16 protein-coding genes are annotated in these 15,112 nt (G+C 33.5%); 2 read left to right on the top strand and 14 right to left on the bottom strand.

Translation table 11 applies throughout. From position 1 onward, the window contains the following. The 9 genes from tnpB to sleB form a co-directional block, all read right to left on the bottom strand. A partial coding sequence (tnpB, locus tag CAAU_RS04490) for an IS200/IS605 family element RNA-guided endonuclease TnpB (RefSeq protein WP_040305944.1) occupies positions 1-970 on the bottom strand: 970 nt, incomplete at its 3' end. A gap of 225 nt (positions 971-1,195) precedes the next feature. Next, on the bottom strand, positions 1,196-2,806 hold the full coding sequence (locus tag CAAU_RS04485; protein ID WP_008908239.1) for a CTP synthase: 1,611 nt from the start codon (positions 2,804-2,806) through the stop codon (positions 1,196-1,198). Positions 2,807-2,892: 86 nt separating this feature from the next. Next, positions 2,893-3,531 carry an MBL fold metallo-hydrolase gene (locus CAAU_RS04480; RefSeq protein WP_008908238.1) on the bottom strand — a complete coding sequence of 213 codons (639 nt, stop codon included), beginning with the start codon at positions 3,529-3,531 and terminating at the stop codon, positions 2,893-2,895. 31 nt (positions 3,532-3,562) lie between these two features. Beyond that, positions 3,563-4,468: a sigma-54 interaction domain-containing protein gene (locus CAAU_RS04475; protein ID WP_008908237.1), complete on the bottom strand. Its 906-nt coding sequence runs from the start codon at positions 4,466-4,468 to the stop codon at positions 3,563-3,565. 214 nt (positions 4,469-4,682) lie between these two features. Then, a complete protein-coding gene (locus tag CAAU_RS04470; protein WP_008908236.1) occupies positions 4,683-5,114 on the bottom strand; it encodes a YwiB family protein in 432 nt (143 codons plus the stop codon). 16 nt (positions 5,115-5,130) lie between these two features. After that, positions 5,131-5,937, bottom strand: a complete 807-nt coding sequence (gene murI, locus CAAU_RS04465) for a glutamate racemase (RefSeq protein WP_008908235.1) — start codon at positions 5,935-5,937, stop codon at positions 5,131-5,133. A gap of 492 nt (positions 5,938-6,429) precedes the next feature. Next, positions 6,430-6,606 (bottom strand): small, acid-soluble spore protein, alpha/beta type, encoded by a 177-nt coding sequence (locus tag CAAU_RS04460; RefSeq protein ID WP_008908234.1) that lies wholly within the window; start codon positions 6,604-6,606, stop codon positions 6,430-6,432. A 76-nt stretch (positions 6,607-6,682) separates the two neighbouring features. After that, positions 6,683-8,038 (bottom strand): germination protein YpeB, encoded by a 1,356-nt coding sequence (gene ypeB, locus CAAU_RS04455; protein ID WP_008908233.1) that lies wholly within the window; start codon positions 8,036-8,038, stop codon positions 6,683-6,685. A 10-nt stretch (positions 8,039-8,048) separates the two neighbouring features. Beyond that, the gene (gene sleB / locus CAAU_RS04450; RefSeq protein WP_008908232.1) at positions 8,049-8,714 is read right to left on the bottom strand and encodes a spore cortex-lytic enzyme; all 666 of its coding nucleotides are present in this window, start codon (positions 8,712-8,714) and stop codon (positions 8,049-8,051) included. Positions 8,715-8,869: 155 nt separating this feature from the next. On the opposite strand from sleB, the gene CAAU_RS04445 reads away from it, so the two are divergent. After that, entirely contained in the window at positions 8,870-9,991 is a 1,122-nt protein-coding gene (locus CAAU_RS04445; protein ID WP_008908231.1) for an MGDG synthase family glycosyltransferase, read from the top strand. Here CAAU_RS04445 and spoIIR read toward each other — a convergent pair. Genes spoIIR through CAAU_RS15565 form a run of 5 tightly spaced genes read right to left on the bottom strand, consistent with a single transcriptional unit; the run spans position 9,984 to position 14,638 of the window. Further along, positions 9,984-10,604 (bottom strand): stage II sporulation protein R, encoded by a 621-nt coding sequence (gene spoIIR / locus CAAU_RS04440; protein WP_008908230.1) that lies wholly within the window; start codon positions 10,602-10,604, stop codon positions 9,984-9,986. The genes CAAU_RS04445 and spoIIR overlap by 8 nt on opposite strands. A 58-nt stretch (positions 10,605-10,662) precedes the next feature. Then, positions 10,663-11,799 (bottom strand): Ger(x)C family spore germination protein, encoded by a 1,137-nt coding sequence (locus CAAU_RS04435; RefSeq protein WP_008908229.1) that lies wholly within the window; start codon positions 11,797-11,799, stop codon positions 10,663-10,665. Continuing rightward, positions 11,796-12,887, bottom strand: a complete 1,092-nt coding sequence (locus tag CAAU_RS04430) for a GerAB/ArcD/ProY family transporter (protein ID WP_008908228.1) — start codon at positions 12,885-12,887, stop codon at positions 11,796-11,798. Before CAAU_RS04430 ends, CAAU_RS04435 begins: the two co-directional genes overlap by 4 nt. Beyond that, positions 12,874-14,418 carry a spore germination protein gene (locus CAAU_RS04425; protein WP_008908227.1) on the bottom strand — a complete coding sequence of 515 codons (1,545 nt, stop codon included), beginning with the start codon at positions 14,416-14,418 and terminating at the stop codon, positions 12,874-12,876. Before CAAU_RS04425 ends, CAAU_RS04430 begins: the two co-directional genes overlap by 14 nt. A gap of 13 nt (positions 14,419-14,431) precedes the next feature. After that, positions 14,432-14,638 carry a CLC_0170 family protein gene (locus tag CAAU_RS15565; RefSeq protein ID WP_008908226.1) on the bottom strand — a complete coding sequence of 69 codons (207 nt, stop codon included), beginning with the start codon at positions 14,636-14,638 and terminating at the stop codon, positions 14,432-14,434. A gap of 186 nt (positions 14,639-14,824) precedes the next feature. On the opposite strand from CAAU_RS15565, the gene CAAU_RS04415 reads away from it, so the two are divergent. Then, positions 14,825-15,112 (top strand): transposase (locus tag CAAU_RS04415; RefSeq protein ID WP_040305943.1); only part of this gene is annotated, 288 nt, incomplete at its 3' end.

Raw genomic sequence — 15,112 nt, 5'->3', positions numbered from 1 at the left:
AACCACATACATTACATATTTGACTTGATGGATAAAACATATCTATTTTTACTATTGTTCTTCCATACCATAATGCTTTATATTCAAGCATATTTACAAATTTTGACCATGCTACATCTGATATGGACTTTGATAGTTTGTTATTTCTTAACATATTCTTAACCTTTAAGTCCTCCAAAATTATAACTTGGTTTTCGTTTATAATTTTAGAGGACAGCTTTTGCAAAAAATCTTCCCTTTGGTTTCTTATCTTCTCATGTATTTTTGCTACTTTCTTAGCTTGTTTTTTATAGTTACTACTGCCTAATTGTTTTTTAGAAAGCTTCCTTTGTTCCTTAATAAGTCTTTTTTCTAACTTTATAAGATATTTAGGATTGGATATTTTATTACCTTCACTATCTATCAGAAAATGCTTTACTCCTAAATCTATACCTATTACTTTGTTAGTTTTAGACTTTTCTGTAGTTTTTTCTATCCTACAGCAAATTGAAATAAAATATTTCCCTGTTGGAGTTCTACTTATAGTTGCATTTAATATTTTACCCTCTACTTCCATTGATTTTACAAACTTTACCCAGCCTAATTTGGGTAGTTTGATTTTGTTTCCTTTAATTTCAATGTTGTTATTTGTAAATGTTGTTCTATAGCTTTGATATTTACATTTCTTTGACTTAAACTTTGGATAATTTGCTCTGCCTTCAAAAAAATTCTTAAATGCTTTGTCTAAGTCCTTCAATGAATTCTGAAGTGCAAACTTATCTGTTTCTTTTAGCCATATATTAGTTTGTTTAAGTTTAGTTAAGTCAGCTGAGCAATCTTTATAATTAAATGTTATACCTTGAGTTTTATATATTTCTTCTCGTTTTGCAAGATAATAGTTATATACAAACCTAACACAACCAAAGGTTTTATTTATAAGCTCTATTTGTTGTTTATTAGGATAAAACCTAAATTTAAAAGCTTTTTCCATACTTACACCTCATAATTATTGCAACATATGTTGTTACACAAAACAAACTTTTAACTAATATAAGTTATGATACACAAATAATATATGTTATTATTAGAGCGTCCTTATTCATGACTAAAGTCACGAGTGTGTGGAGGCTTTCTTAATCAAAATCCTCATAGCATCACCATACATATTATCTCCAAAATTACAAAAAATATTTAAGGCGTGCATTATTTTGCACGCCTATTTTGCACGCCTATTTTCAAGGGACGCCTTTACAAAATCCCTAAATAAAGGATGCGGTCTGTTTGGTCTTGATTTAAACTCTGGATGGAATTGCACCCCAACAAACCATCTATGATTCTTCAATTCAACTATTTCAACCAACCTATCATCGGGTGATGTTCCTGCAATAACAAGACCCTTTTCCATAAGCTTTGTTCTATATTCATTGTTAAACTCATATCTGTGTCTGTGCCTTTCATATATAACTTCATCCTTGTAGGCCTCATAAGAGAAGGTGCCCTCCTTTATCTTACATGGATAAAGGCCAAGCCTCATGGTTCCTCCCTTTTCATCTACATCCCTCTGTTCTGGCATAAGGTCAATTACAGGATATTTAGTTTCAGGGTCTATCTCAGAGCTATTTGCCCCCTCTAATCCTGCAACATCCCTTGCAAATTCAACTACCGAAAGCTGCATTCCAAGGCAAATTCCAAGAAATGGAACATTATTTTCCCTTGCATATTTAATGGCTAAAATTTTTCCTTCAATTCCCCTATCTCCAAAGCCTCCAGGAACTAATATTCCATCAGCATCCTTTAATATTTCTTTGTAGTTTTCCATATCAATATGGGCAGCATTAACCCAATCTATTTCAACCTCACAATCATTTGCAATCCCTGCATGTCTTAAGCTTTCAACAACAGACATATAAGCATCCTTAAGCTCAACATATTTTCCAACAAGGGCTATCTTTACCTTTTCCTTTGGATTTTTTAATTTTTCTACCATGTTTCTCCAATCAGAAAGTTCAGCATCTAAACACTTTAAGCCAAGTTTTTTTACAACAAGATCATCTAGCCCCTCCTCATGTAAAAGCAAAGGAACTTCATATATAGTATCAGCATCCATATTTTGTATTACAGCATCAGCAGAAACATTACAGAAAAGTCCTATCTTTTCCTTAAGCTCTAAGGATAAAGGCTTTTCAGTTCTACAAACTATTATATCAGGTTGAATACCGATGCTTCGTAGTTCCTTTACTGAATGTTGTGTAGGCTTAGTTTTTAATTCCCCTGATTTTCCAAGATAGGGCACCAAAGTTACATGAATAAATAAAACATTTTCCCTTCCAACATCGTATTTTATCTGCCTTATTGCTTCTAAGAAGGGTAAACTTTCAATATCTCCTACTGTTCCTCCAATTTCTGTAATAACTACATCAACTTCCCTTTCCTTTGCAACTCTATATACTCTTTGTTTTATTTCGTTAGTAATGTGGGGGATAACTTGAACTGTTCCTCCGAGGTAATCTCCTCTTCTTTCTTTTTGAATTACAGACCAGTATATTTTCCCAGTTGTGACATTGCTATTTTTAGACAAGTTTTCATCGATAAATCTCTCATAGTGACCGAGATCAAGATCTGCTTCAGCTCCGTCATCGGTGACGAAGACCTCACCATGCTGATATGGACTCATGGTTCCTGGATCTATATTTATATATGGGTCAAACTTTTGAATAGAGACTTTTAGCCCCCTTGCTTTTAACAATCGCCCTAAAGAAGCTGCTGTTATTCCCTTACCAAGAGAAGATGTAACCCCACCTGTTATAAAGATATATTTTGTTGCCATAACGCCCCTCCTTTGTATTATTAACTTTTATATTTTACTTCAAAAACAGAAAATTATCAATAAAAAATAAAGGCTTTTCGCCTTTATTAATAGTTTAAAACTATTACCTTTAATTCATTCATTTTAAGATCTTCATTCTTAATTTCAACTACCTGCCCCTTTAGTCTTTCAACATTAGAAAATTTTTTTATAAAATTATCGACATGATCTAAATTAAACTTTAAAGGCTCTGTTTTATAGTGCATTGGAATTACTATCTTTGGATTTAAAAGTTTTACAATAGTTTCTGCCTTCTCAGAATCTACTGTAAAGATTCCTCCAACAGGGATTAAAAGAACATCAACCTTTCCAATCATCTCAACCTGTGCAGGCGATAATACATGACCTAAATCCCCTAAGTGGCACACCCTAATTCCATCAACGTCAAAAACATAGACGATGTTATCGCCTCTTTTTTTGCCATTTTCCTCATCGTGATATGTATGAACTCCTGTAATATTTATGTCCTTGACATAAAAATTTCCAACCTTACTTACAACCTCAAAGTTTCCCTTAACGCAATCTATAAAGTTATGGTCAAAATGTTGATGGCTAACGGTTACTATATCTGCTTCAACCTGTGGAAGTGGATATCCTACATTATCATCAAAGGGATCCGTTAAAATTCTTACCCCCTTTGCTGATGTTATCTTAAAGCATGCATGTCCCAACCATTTAATTCTCATGTTATCCCTCCTAAGTTTAACTTAATAATATTCATATGCCTAACTTTTTAATTTTATACTGTAAAGTCTGCCTTGGAATCTTTAAAAAATTAGCTGCTTTTGATACATTTCCATTATACAAAGCTAGTGCCTCTTTGATGAGCCTTTTTTCATATTCACTTACTAATTCCTCAAGCCCCTTATGCTCCCTTTTTATATAATGAGGAAGGTCTTTAGGAGTTATAAAGCCTTCATCCTTTATATTCATTATTGCTTCGATTACGTTTCTAAGCTCTCTAATGTTGCCTGGCCAATCATAGTTATAAAAAAACTCAAGTGCCTCCTGGGATATGCCTAAAATGTTTTTATTAAATTTTCTATTAAATGCATTTATAAAATAATCACATAATTCTATTATATCCTCTTTTCTTTCTTTAAGCTCAGGCAATTGTATGTAAAATACACTAAGCCTATAAAAAAGATCCCTTCTTAATAAACCTTTTTCGATACAAATTTCAGGTTCGACATTAGTTGAGGCTATTACTCTAACATCGACTTTAACTTCCTTTAAATCCCCAATCCTTCTTACGACTCCATCCTCTAAAACCCTAAGAAGCTTTCCCTGAAGTTCTATTGGCATGGAATTTAGCTCATCCAAATATAATATTCCTCCATTTGCCATTTCAAAAATCCCCTTTTTATCAAGGGCCTCTGTAAAGGCTCCCCTTACAGTTCCAAATAATATGCTTTCCAAAAGATTGGAAGGAACTGCAGCACAATTTTGGCTAATTAAGGGCTTTGCCCTTCTATTGCCAATATCATGGATATATTTTACTAAAACCTCTTTTCCAGTTCCTGTTTCACCATAGATTAAAAGTGGGGATGGAGAATTAGAAATTTTTTGTGCATAATCCTTTATTTCTTTTATTTTGTTGCTTTTACCTATAAAATATTCCATTTCTTCACCCCATTTTAAATTTTCATAAAATTATATTAGCATCATATTCCAATATAAACAACAGAATAATTTATCTAAAAATAAGAAAGTTTGTCGCAAGATACTATGACAAAATTTTATGTTAAAGTAAATTCATGACAAGTTTAGTCGCCACTTAAACTTAAACTTTAACTTTAAAATAGCTTTAAGTAAAAAAATAGCACCCAAAAAGGTGCTAGTTTTGTCCTTCTGAAGTTTTAATGTTTAATTCTAAAAGGTTGTCAATATATCCAGTATCGTTTGTATTAACCTTATATTCCAGTTTAACCTTCCCACCGTTTTCATCAACATCAACCTTAACAAGGGTTGGTTTAATCATAATGTTTAAGACCCCAAAGGGTGTGCTATATAGGCTAACAGTAGTTTGGCCCTTTTTAAATTCAATATCTGAATTGGTAGTTCCTCTTCTTACAATGCTAACCCTATCCTTTTCCATTTTTAGAGTGGTTCTTGTCCCTTCCATTCCAGAAATTTCTGTCTCATCATATTCAGCAATATATTGACTTCCTGATTTATAATATTCACCTTCTGTAATTAGTTCAACAACTTCCTTTTCTCCATCTATATTTTGAATTGTCTTGACTGAAATTAATGCCTTCTTTTTCATCTTATCATCACCTTTATCAATATTTTTCAATATCTATCTTTTTTATATTTATTATATCATGCTCTAAAAAATTGCCTCCAACTTTTTTAAATTTTTCCGGATTATCGCTAACATAGTATTCATATTGTGCAGCTACATTTTGACTGTTTTCTATTCCCTTTTCAGTTAATATATTTTTTAATTCCAATGCCGTTTCCCTTGCAGGATTAATAAGCTTAACCTTATGCTCTAGCACATCATCAACAACCTTCATAAGAAGTGGGTAATGGGTGCATCCCATAACCAAAGAGTCGATGTTAGAATCCTTAAGGGGCTTTAAATATTCCTCCGCAACCATATAGGAAACCTTTGTATTTGCCCATCCTTCCTCAACGATTGGGACAAATAACGGGCATGGATAAGCATAAATTTCAGCTTCCGGAAGTAGCTTTCTAATGACTCTTTCATAGGCCCTGCTATTTACTGTTCCTTCTGTCCCTATAATGCCGATTTTTTTATTTAAAGTTGCCTTAACGGCAGCAAAAGCTCCAGGTTTTATAACTCCTATTATAGGAATATCAAAGGATTCCTGAAGGGCATCAAGGCTCACCGCTGATGCTGTATTGCAGGCAACAACTATAGCCTTAACATCCTTGGTTAGCAAAAATCTTGTGTTTTGAAAGGCATATCTTGTAACCGTTTCAGCGGATTTTGTTCCATATGGAACCCTTGCTGTATCACCAAAATAAACTATATTTTCATTTGGCAAAAATTCCATGATTTCCTTAACTACAGTAAGACCACCAATTCCTGAATCGAATACCCCAATCGGTCTTGTATCCAATATAATCCCCTACCTTTATCTGTTACTATATATAATTATATTTAAAATTCGTCCTTATTAATAACAAATACATAATAAAACAACAAGGTAAGTTTGTAAAGAAAAAAATATGCTTTAAGTAAGTGTAATTAGGGTTGGAATGCTAAAAATTGTTTACTTAGAAATAGTTAAAGAATGTTTGCTAAAATATTCAGATCCTAGACAAACTCTCTTTGGCGTTCAGGCTTTGCAATAATTTCGACAGGATTGGGGTAGGATTAGAAAAGGTATCTCCTATTAGCTATGGCAATTACAATTGCTTAGCAAATTGAGCAAATACCAGGGAATTGCTTGGCGGTGTGAATCAAAAAATAAATTTTTCAACAGTTTCTCTTAAAATTTTTTGTTATTTAAAACAATTAAGAACTGTCCCTATAAAATTGTTTAATATTTAAAACAATTGAGAACTGTCCCCCAAAAATTAAAAAATTAAGCGGGTGCAGAAGCACCCACTTACCTTTTTTCCTCCACAAGTTTTGAAGCATATCTTATTGCTGCCGCAACTAAGTTGCCGCAATCCCTCGATGGAACTGAACCCCAGCCTTCTCTTTGAACGATGTCGTAAACGCCGAGCTCCTTTGCAAGCTCGTATTTTAAGGCATCTGACATAATCCCATGCCTTCTTGACATCTTTATCCCCCCTGTTTTGTTCCTATTTATATTTTCCCCCAAAACAAATCCCTTAATCATGAAATATTTTCAAATGCTACATAGTAAGCTCTCCATTGGGAGTATCTATGATTTTTAATATTCTTTCCTCCGTTCCATCCTGCGCATTAATATACACTAAATATTTCTCTCCCTTATAGGTTCCATAAAACTCGTAGCAGAATACTTCCTTTAAAGATTCCATTGGAATAATCGTTAATCTCACATTCTTTATATCAAGCTTTTGGCTTACATTTTGCCTTGCCTCGCTAGCTGTTATCCTTGGCTTTGGGATATTCCTTTTTGTATGGGCAATCAAATAATGCTGTGCCTCTATTCCAACTATATCACCATTATCAAGGGCAATTTTTAACTTAACCTGATCAGGATATACTAAAACCTTATCTTGAACATAAACATAGTTTATGACGGCAACATTGTCATATTTTAGAGAATACGTAGGAATCATGGATTCATATCCGTTATCTTCTAAAAATTTCAAACCTATCTTAACTGCCTTTTCTATTTTAATCCTTTGCTTTCCTACTTCTCTTGGGTCAAGCATATAGATTAGGTTACCACCGTTTTTGCTTATGTCGATGTTTATGTCATCGCCCCTTCTACCCTTTACTTTAACAGAAAGGGCATAGGCAGGAACCTTATCGCTGGTCTTGTCGCTATATACTGAAATTGACTCTACCCTATCCTCTCCTATAATCTTTTTGGCAATTCTTTTAGCTTCTTCTAAAGAAACTTCCTTTTCCTTTAAAACCCTTGGCTTTATATTTAATACGTTTTCTGAAAACGGTCCATCATAAATTAATGTTGGATACTCCTGAAGTTCCTTTGCAATCCTTTCAAATTTCATATCAACCGTTTCCGCAAGGTTCCTTCTAAACATCGATGAACCTGCATCTTTAATTTCCGTCCAGTCTATATTCCCCTCACTTATCTCCCTTTCAAGCTGATGCAGCTCATTGTTTAGGTATCCTGCAAAATCCGTCAGCTTATCAACGGTATTCATATCTGCCTCAGAAAGGCTCTGGCCAGAGTTTATAGTCTTTAAAAGGGCAAAGCAAAAATCACCCACCTGAGTTAAAAATTTTGTTGTCTGAGCTATTGCACTGTGGTTTATAGGAAGGGAATTTAGCTTATCCTGTGCTATACTTGCCTGCCTCCAAATATCGCTAAAAAGTATTAAGGCCTGTTTTGGTGATGATGTTACCCTTGACTTTGACAGAGAAACCTGTATTCCTTCAACGTTTGAAATAAGCTCATATAAGTTCTTTTGATATTGCCCCTGAAGGTAATTTCTAAACTCCTTTCTATCAAGATAAAGCAAAAAGCTATATGTAGATGTTCCAACTACAATTATAGAAACCACAATCGCAAGAAAGGACCTTTTGTTAAACATACTAACCCTCCTATCTGCAGAAAACATGCTTTCCTATTCTCTTTATCACTGGTCTTGACCATATCCACTTATTTGTCGTCTTTGCTGGATTATAATAATATATTGCACCGCCTGATGGGTCCCATCCATTTAAAGCATCGTTGGCAGCCTTTTGTGGTGTTGGCTCCAGCTTTGCGTTTATCTGACCATCGGCAACAGCCGTAAAGGCCCCAGGCTGATAGATAACTCCTGCAATAGTTTTAGGGAACCTTGGATCCCTTGTTCTATTAACTATAACTGCCCCTACTGCCACCTGCCCTATATAAGGCTCTCCTCTTGCTTCACCGTTTATTGCCCTTGCAAGAAGATTAACATCAGTCCTTTGGGGTTTAGAACTTTGTTGTCCTTCATTTATTCCAAGGGCCCTTAAAGTATTGCTACCTACTATTCCATCCACCTTAAGCCCCTTTGCCCTTTGAAACCTTTTTACCGCATCCTTAGTATCTTGACCGAAATAATTATCAGGATTTCCTTTAAAATATCCTAATGCCTTTAGCTTTTCCTCAATTTTTTTAACTATATCTCCTTTAGAACCTACTTTGTATGAAGCCGCTTCTATATCCTTTATTTGAATAACTAATTGAGCCATAAAAAATACTATTAAAAGTGGAAGGAATATTTGAACTAACCTTCTCATAACACCCCTCCTTAAAAACAATTCTAAAGATATTTTTTACATTTTTTTCAATGATATGTATTAAATTAAATATTTTTTTAAGTTTATGTTAATCCTTTGTAATATTAGCCAAATTGCCTTAAAAATGCTATATAATAAAACAAGAGGTGATTAATTTGAAAATTCTATCCCTAACAATTTCAGCAGGAAAGGGGCATCAAAAGGCAGCAGAGGCCGTAAAGGAATACTACATAAGAAATAACATTCAAGTTGAATTTGAAATGATAGATGCTCTAAAATATATAAATCCTATAGTTGACAAGCTAATAATTGGTGGCTATTTAAAATCCTTAAAAAAGACTCCCAAACTTTATGGAAAGCTTTACTACTACTCTGAAAACGAGGATGCTTTAGCCTCCATTTCAAATTTAATTCATGACCTTTTTTCAATCAAACTAAAAAATCTATTAGAAGAAATGATGCCGGATGTTATCCTCTGCACCCATCCCTTTGCAATAGAAATGATGTCGATTTTAAAAAGAAAGGGTAAAACCAATATCCCTGTTGCTGCAATACTTACGGATTATGCACCACATCCTTTTTGGATTCACGAATATATCGATGCCTATATAATTCCAAATGAGGATTTTATAGACGACCTTTTAAACCTTGGGGTTGCAAAAGAAAATATATATCCTATTGGAATTCCAGTATCTTCCGCCTTTTTAACAGAAATCCCTAAAAAAGAAGCAAGGGAAATTTTACAGCTTGAGGATAAATTAACTCTACTTTTAATGGGTGGAGGCCTTGGAATTGGAAATATAAAAGAAATATTTGAAAAACTTATTTTTAGCAATCTTGATATTCAAATAATAGCCGTTACGGGATATAATACCATTTTAAAAAATCAGCTTTTAAATCTTTCGTTAAAATCCAATAAGAAAACTAAAATATTAGGATACACCGATAAGGTTAATCTTTTGATGTCCGCCAGCGACCTTCTTATAACAAAACCTGGTGGGCTTACAATAAGCGAAGCATTGGTTAAAGGACTTCCCTTAATCCTTTCAAATCCTATACCCGGGCAAGAGGAAAAAAATACGGAATATCTTTTAAACTGTGGCATTGCTGCCTATGTTAAAAAGGTAGATAACATTCCTTCAATAATAAACCAGATAATCTCAAGCCCCTTAAGATTAAAATACATGCAGGATATGGCAAAGGAAAAGTCAAAGCCAAATGCAGCAAAGGATGTAGGGGATCTATTAATAAAAATGGCAAAGAAGGAATTCATCTAAGTCCCATCTTTGCCCTTTTTATTGTATTTGAAATTATTTCTAAGCTTTTTAACCTAAGCTCCAATTTATTTCTTTTGTTTCCTTTAAAAGTCTCAACGCTATTTTCCTCAAGGGCCCTTTTTAGCATTTCTTCGCTTTTAGGATCAATTTTTCCTCTTGTGATGTCTATAAAACATAGGGGTGGAAACATGACACACCACCAATTTTTACCCTCCCCATTTCCAAGAACAACCCTTAAGGCCATATATTCCCCTGGAGGAACAACTACATCGCCATATTTTTTTACAGGAAAATTAAAATTTCCTAGATAAACCCTTGATTTATAATCAAACCCATTTTCCTCTAAAACCTTATTGGCAATGTCTTCAATCCTTGAAATGTTTTTAGAAAGTATCTTAAAGCTTTCATTATAATCCTTTATATCCTTAATTTCAGGATAAATTTCCCTTAAAATTTCATCCCTCACCTTTAATTTCAAATTCTGATCATCTAAACTGTCGCTGTTTGCAATAACATGGAATCTAATAATACCATCTGTCCTTTGAATTGATCCTACTAAAAATGGCAAGACAAAAACTATAATGCAAATTAAAAGTGCTAAAATCCTTTTCATACTTTGTCCCCCTTATTTTACCTTTAACATAGAGTATTCCCCCTTTTTTAAATTTTATTCACCTTATTACTCCAACTCTTCTTATATAGGATTTAACTTTAAAATTAAATTTTGCATTCCTAAAGGCTTCATCCCAATTTTTTTCGTATTTTTTAAATAGATTATATTTATGCTTTTTCGTCCAGCTCTTTAAATTCAAATAGTCAAATCCAATGTCCTCTTGAAAATGCCTTACAACCTCTTTAAGTTCTATTTCAAATTGTTTTGAGATGCTATCCTGCAAATCCCTTATAATATCAGATTTTAATATATCTTCATTTATTAAATAATCCTCGATATCCCCCTCCATTTCAACATCAACAGTAAATACCAGCCTTCCATTTTCTTCGTTAAGCTTTATTTTCGCACTAGAGGATGTTATGTTATATGATACAATATTGCCTTTATAATTAAATAATTTTTTGCCCTCATCAAGCTTATTGTTAATTATAGAGTATCCCCTTATATATCTATCATCAAGCTCACCTAAATATTTAAAATCCTTTATCAGGGCTACATTTTTTATAGCAATCTCATCCTTTTGCCTTTTAATAATAGGAATCATAGCCATGCCACTGGATTTTATATTTCCCAAGAATTCATTTAAGCTGACGCTAATCATAGTGGCAACAACCGTATCATTTTTTAAAATTCCTGTTATATATGAAGGTAAAAGTTTTTCAAGCTTTGGATTAACACCAATAAGCTCCTTGATATCCTTAGTTGCAACTACGAAGGCGGACCTATTCTTTTTAGGGTCCCTATCTATCCAATCTAAAACTTCCTTTGATGATTCCTCATCCCTTAAAAGTTTTTCCCCTAAAATCAAAAGCTTTTCATGACCAAAAAAGGGTTCTCTATTCTGCTTTTTTCTTATCATACCTACAGCCTCTGGAAGGTCCTGTGCACTTACGGTAATCTCCTCAAGGACATCCGATTCCCCACCTTGAATTTTAGATGGATTTGGAACTAAAAAAGTAACCTCAAGATTTTGATTTTGAAACTCATAAAAAGGCTTTAAATCACTTTCACTTTTTTTGTCCTCAACTTTGTTAACGGCAATTGCATATATAAACATCCTATCCTCAATCTCCGTCTTATCCCAGCATCCTGTTAAAATAAGAGGGACTAATAAAAGCATTATAATCCTTTTCATCCTCTTGCCCCCTTTATCTTCGATGCGATAAACATCAATATTGGTAAAGCTATTATTGTATAATATCCAAGAAATATAACTAATTTATCTGTAAACTCAAAAGTTTCAGCTATACTATCAGGAATTAAAGAAATTACATATATCATAGGTAAAAACAATATTACTGTGTGTTTTATCTCCTTTTGTTTAATTAAATTAGAACCAACTATGCTGTAGGCAAAAATAAGCATTACTATTGTAGTAAATATAAGCACTATCCAAAGGGAAAACAACAAACCTTCAATACCTTCTATAAAAGCACCTGGAATATCTGAAGATTTTATAAGGGATAGCGTAGGATATAAAAGAGTAGAGGTATAATCAACCCCAAACCTTGCAATACACTGGATGAATACTACAACATAAAGTATGGTTATAAAAGAAATAGCAATTAATGAGCTCCTAAGGGCCTTCTCTGGTCTTCTTATAAAGGGAAAGAGCAAAAACAAAACCTCAAAGCCCGAAAGCGAAAAAAGACTATCACTAACCGATTTAATTAATTTTAAAGGTTCCACCCTTAAAATAGGCAAAAGATTAGAATAGTCGCTCTTTGGAAGGTAGATTAATATAACTAAAAACAATGTAAAGGCAATCAGGAAAAAGGCCGCCTCAAAAAACCTCGCTATAGATTCTATACCATTTCGAGTAAGAATCATTGCCAAGATCAAAATTGGGATCATGATATATTCAAGGGGTGTTTTAAAAAGAAGATACATTTTAGTAGTTTCACCAAATATCCTTATCTCCATCGCAGTAAAAACTATATAGTAAATAAATACAGGAAAGGCAAGAATGGTTCCTAAAACCTTTCCAAACAAAAACTTTAAAGTTTCAACTAAGCCAAGATTTGAATATTTTTTCCCAACATCGGAAATAAAATATATTATAAGCATACAAAACAATCCGCCTAAAATTAAGCTAATCCAGCCATTTGTCTCAACGTCCTTTGCAAGGACAGCCGGCAAAGTAAAAATCCCAACACCAATAGGAGTTAAATATATAATAAGGCCTAATTGAAATGTGGAAATTTTATCATCATTGGGAACCATCTTCATCACCCTGCCTTATTAAATCATTAGGGTCAAAATGCATTGGCCTTCTTTTCATATACCTTAATGGCAGCTTAAACTCTGCATCCTGCATATCTTCAAAATAAAATGGAGCCATAGGTGCAAGAAAAGGTGTTCCAAAGCTTTTTATGTTAACTGTATAAATTAAAGTCCCTATATAAGCAAGAACGATTCCGTAAAGGCCATAAATCGATGCCGCTATCATGAATATAAACCTTAAAAGCCTTAAAGCCGTTGCAAGCTCATAATTAGTTATACTAAAGCTTGAAATTGCAGTTATCGCAACTACTATAACCATAATAGGGCTTACTATTCCTGCAGATACTGCCGCCTGACCAATTACAAGACCTCCAACAATTCCTATTGTTGAACCTATAGGCCTTGGCAGCCTAACTCCCGCCTCCCTTAAAAGCTCAAAGGTGATTTCCATTAATATTGCCTCAATAAAAGCTGGAAAAGGAACTCCCTCCCTCGTTGCTGCAATGGATAGGGCAAGTTTTGCAGGTATTATCTGTGGATGAAAGGAAGTTATAGCTATATATAAAGCTGGTGACAATATAGATAATCCGCCAGCTAAAAGCCTTATAAACCTTACAAAGCTTGAGATAACTGGTCTTGAATAATAATCCTCTCCTGATTGGAAAAAGGCATTCATAGTAACAGGAATGATTAGGGCAAAGGGGGAATTGTCAACTAAAATCCCAATCCTTCCCTCATAAATTGCCGCTGCAACAACGTCTGGCCTTTCCGTCGTTTGAACTTGAGGGAAAATAGAAAAGGCCCTCTCTTCTATAAGCTGCTGCAGATACCCGCTATCTATAATGGCATCTATATTTATTTTATCAAGCCTTCTATTTAGCTCATCCAAAACCCTTTTGTCTACGATATCATCTATATACATTATTGCAATATCCGTCTTTGATCTTACCCCAAGCCTCGTTTGCTTTATTTTAAACCTTGGATCCCTTACCCTTCTTCTTATGAGGGCAGTATTTATTCTAATAGTTTCAGTAAAACCATCCCTTGGCCCCCTTATTACCGTTTCTGCTGAAGGTTCTGCAACACTTCTTGTTGGAAAGGCCTTTGTTGCAATTAAAAGGGCCTTTTCTGTATAATCTATTAAAAGTCCTGTATCCCCACTTAAAACCTCCATAATAAGATCTTCAATAATGTCAACCTCTTTAAAGTCAGTAACAGCCATCGCATTGTCCTTTGTAACCTCAAAAAGCTTACTTTTAATCTCATCAAAGCTTGGCGGAACTTCCCTTGAAGATATCATAAGGGGCATTAGGACAAATTCATCTAAAAGGAGCTTATCTGCCATCCCATCAACGTAAAACAAAAACATCCTTATCTTATCGTCTCCACCCACTTCAAATTCCCTAAAAACAACATCATCGCAATCCTTAAGGATGGTTTTTATAATCTCTATATTTTCATTTAAGTTTTTACTAATCTTTGTCTTAGAATCAGGGGTATATGTATATGTAACTTCCCTTTTTCTTCTCATAAAAATCACTCCATCAAGGAAGTATTTTGGTTACAATATAAAGGATAATTGCTATTGCTATAGAAAAAATAGCACAATACTTTGCAAATTTTGCTTCATAATGCAAGGCTTTTTTGTTATAATCCAAACTGTCATAATATAAAAAAACACTTGAAATTAAAAATAAGACAAAAGTATTAAAATTAAATTGGTCTTTAATAAATTCTATAACCGCCTTCACGTTATCATCTCCCTCTTTTAGTTTTCCAAACTACACAAAAAATATGCAAAAAAGCTGATGGCAAAAGCCATCAGCTTCAGACTGTTGACAAAGTATAATTTTTTAAAGAGAATCCATCGCAAAAAAAGGATTCTCTTTTTTTATGTCGAAATATAATAATATACGAAGTAATAAAGGAGGATAAGTATGCTAACAATCAACAAAGATAAAACTCGTAGAGAACAAGTAGAATTTATCTCTGTTGATCAATTGGTTCCAGAAGATCATTTAGTTAGAAAAATAGAAAAAGTTATCAATTTTGATTTTATATATGATCTTGTAAAGGACATGTATTGCTTAGATAATGGAAGACCAAGCATAGATCCTGTTGTATTAATTAAAATAGTTTTAATTCAATATATGTTTGGTATAAAATCTATGCGTCAAACAATAAAAGAAATAGAAACAAATGTTGCATACAGATGGTTTCTAGGA

The sequence above is a fragment of the Caloramator australicus RC3 genome (assembly GCF_000297115.1).
Lineage (GTDB): Bacteria > Bacillota > Clostridia > Clostridiales > Caloramatoraceae > Caloramator > Caloramator australicus.
This window is presented reverse-complemented; position numbering and strand designations above follow the sequence as displayed.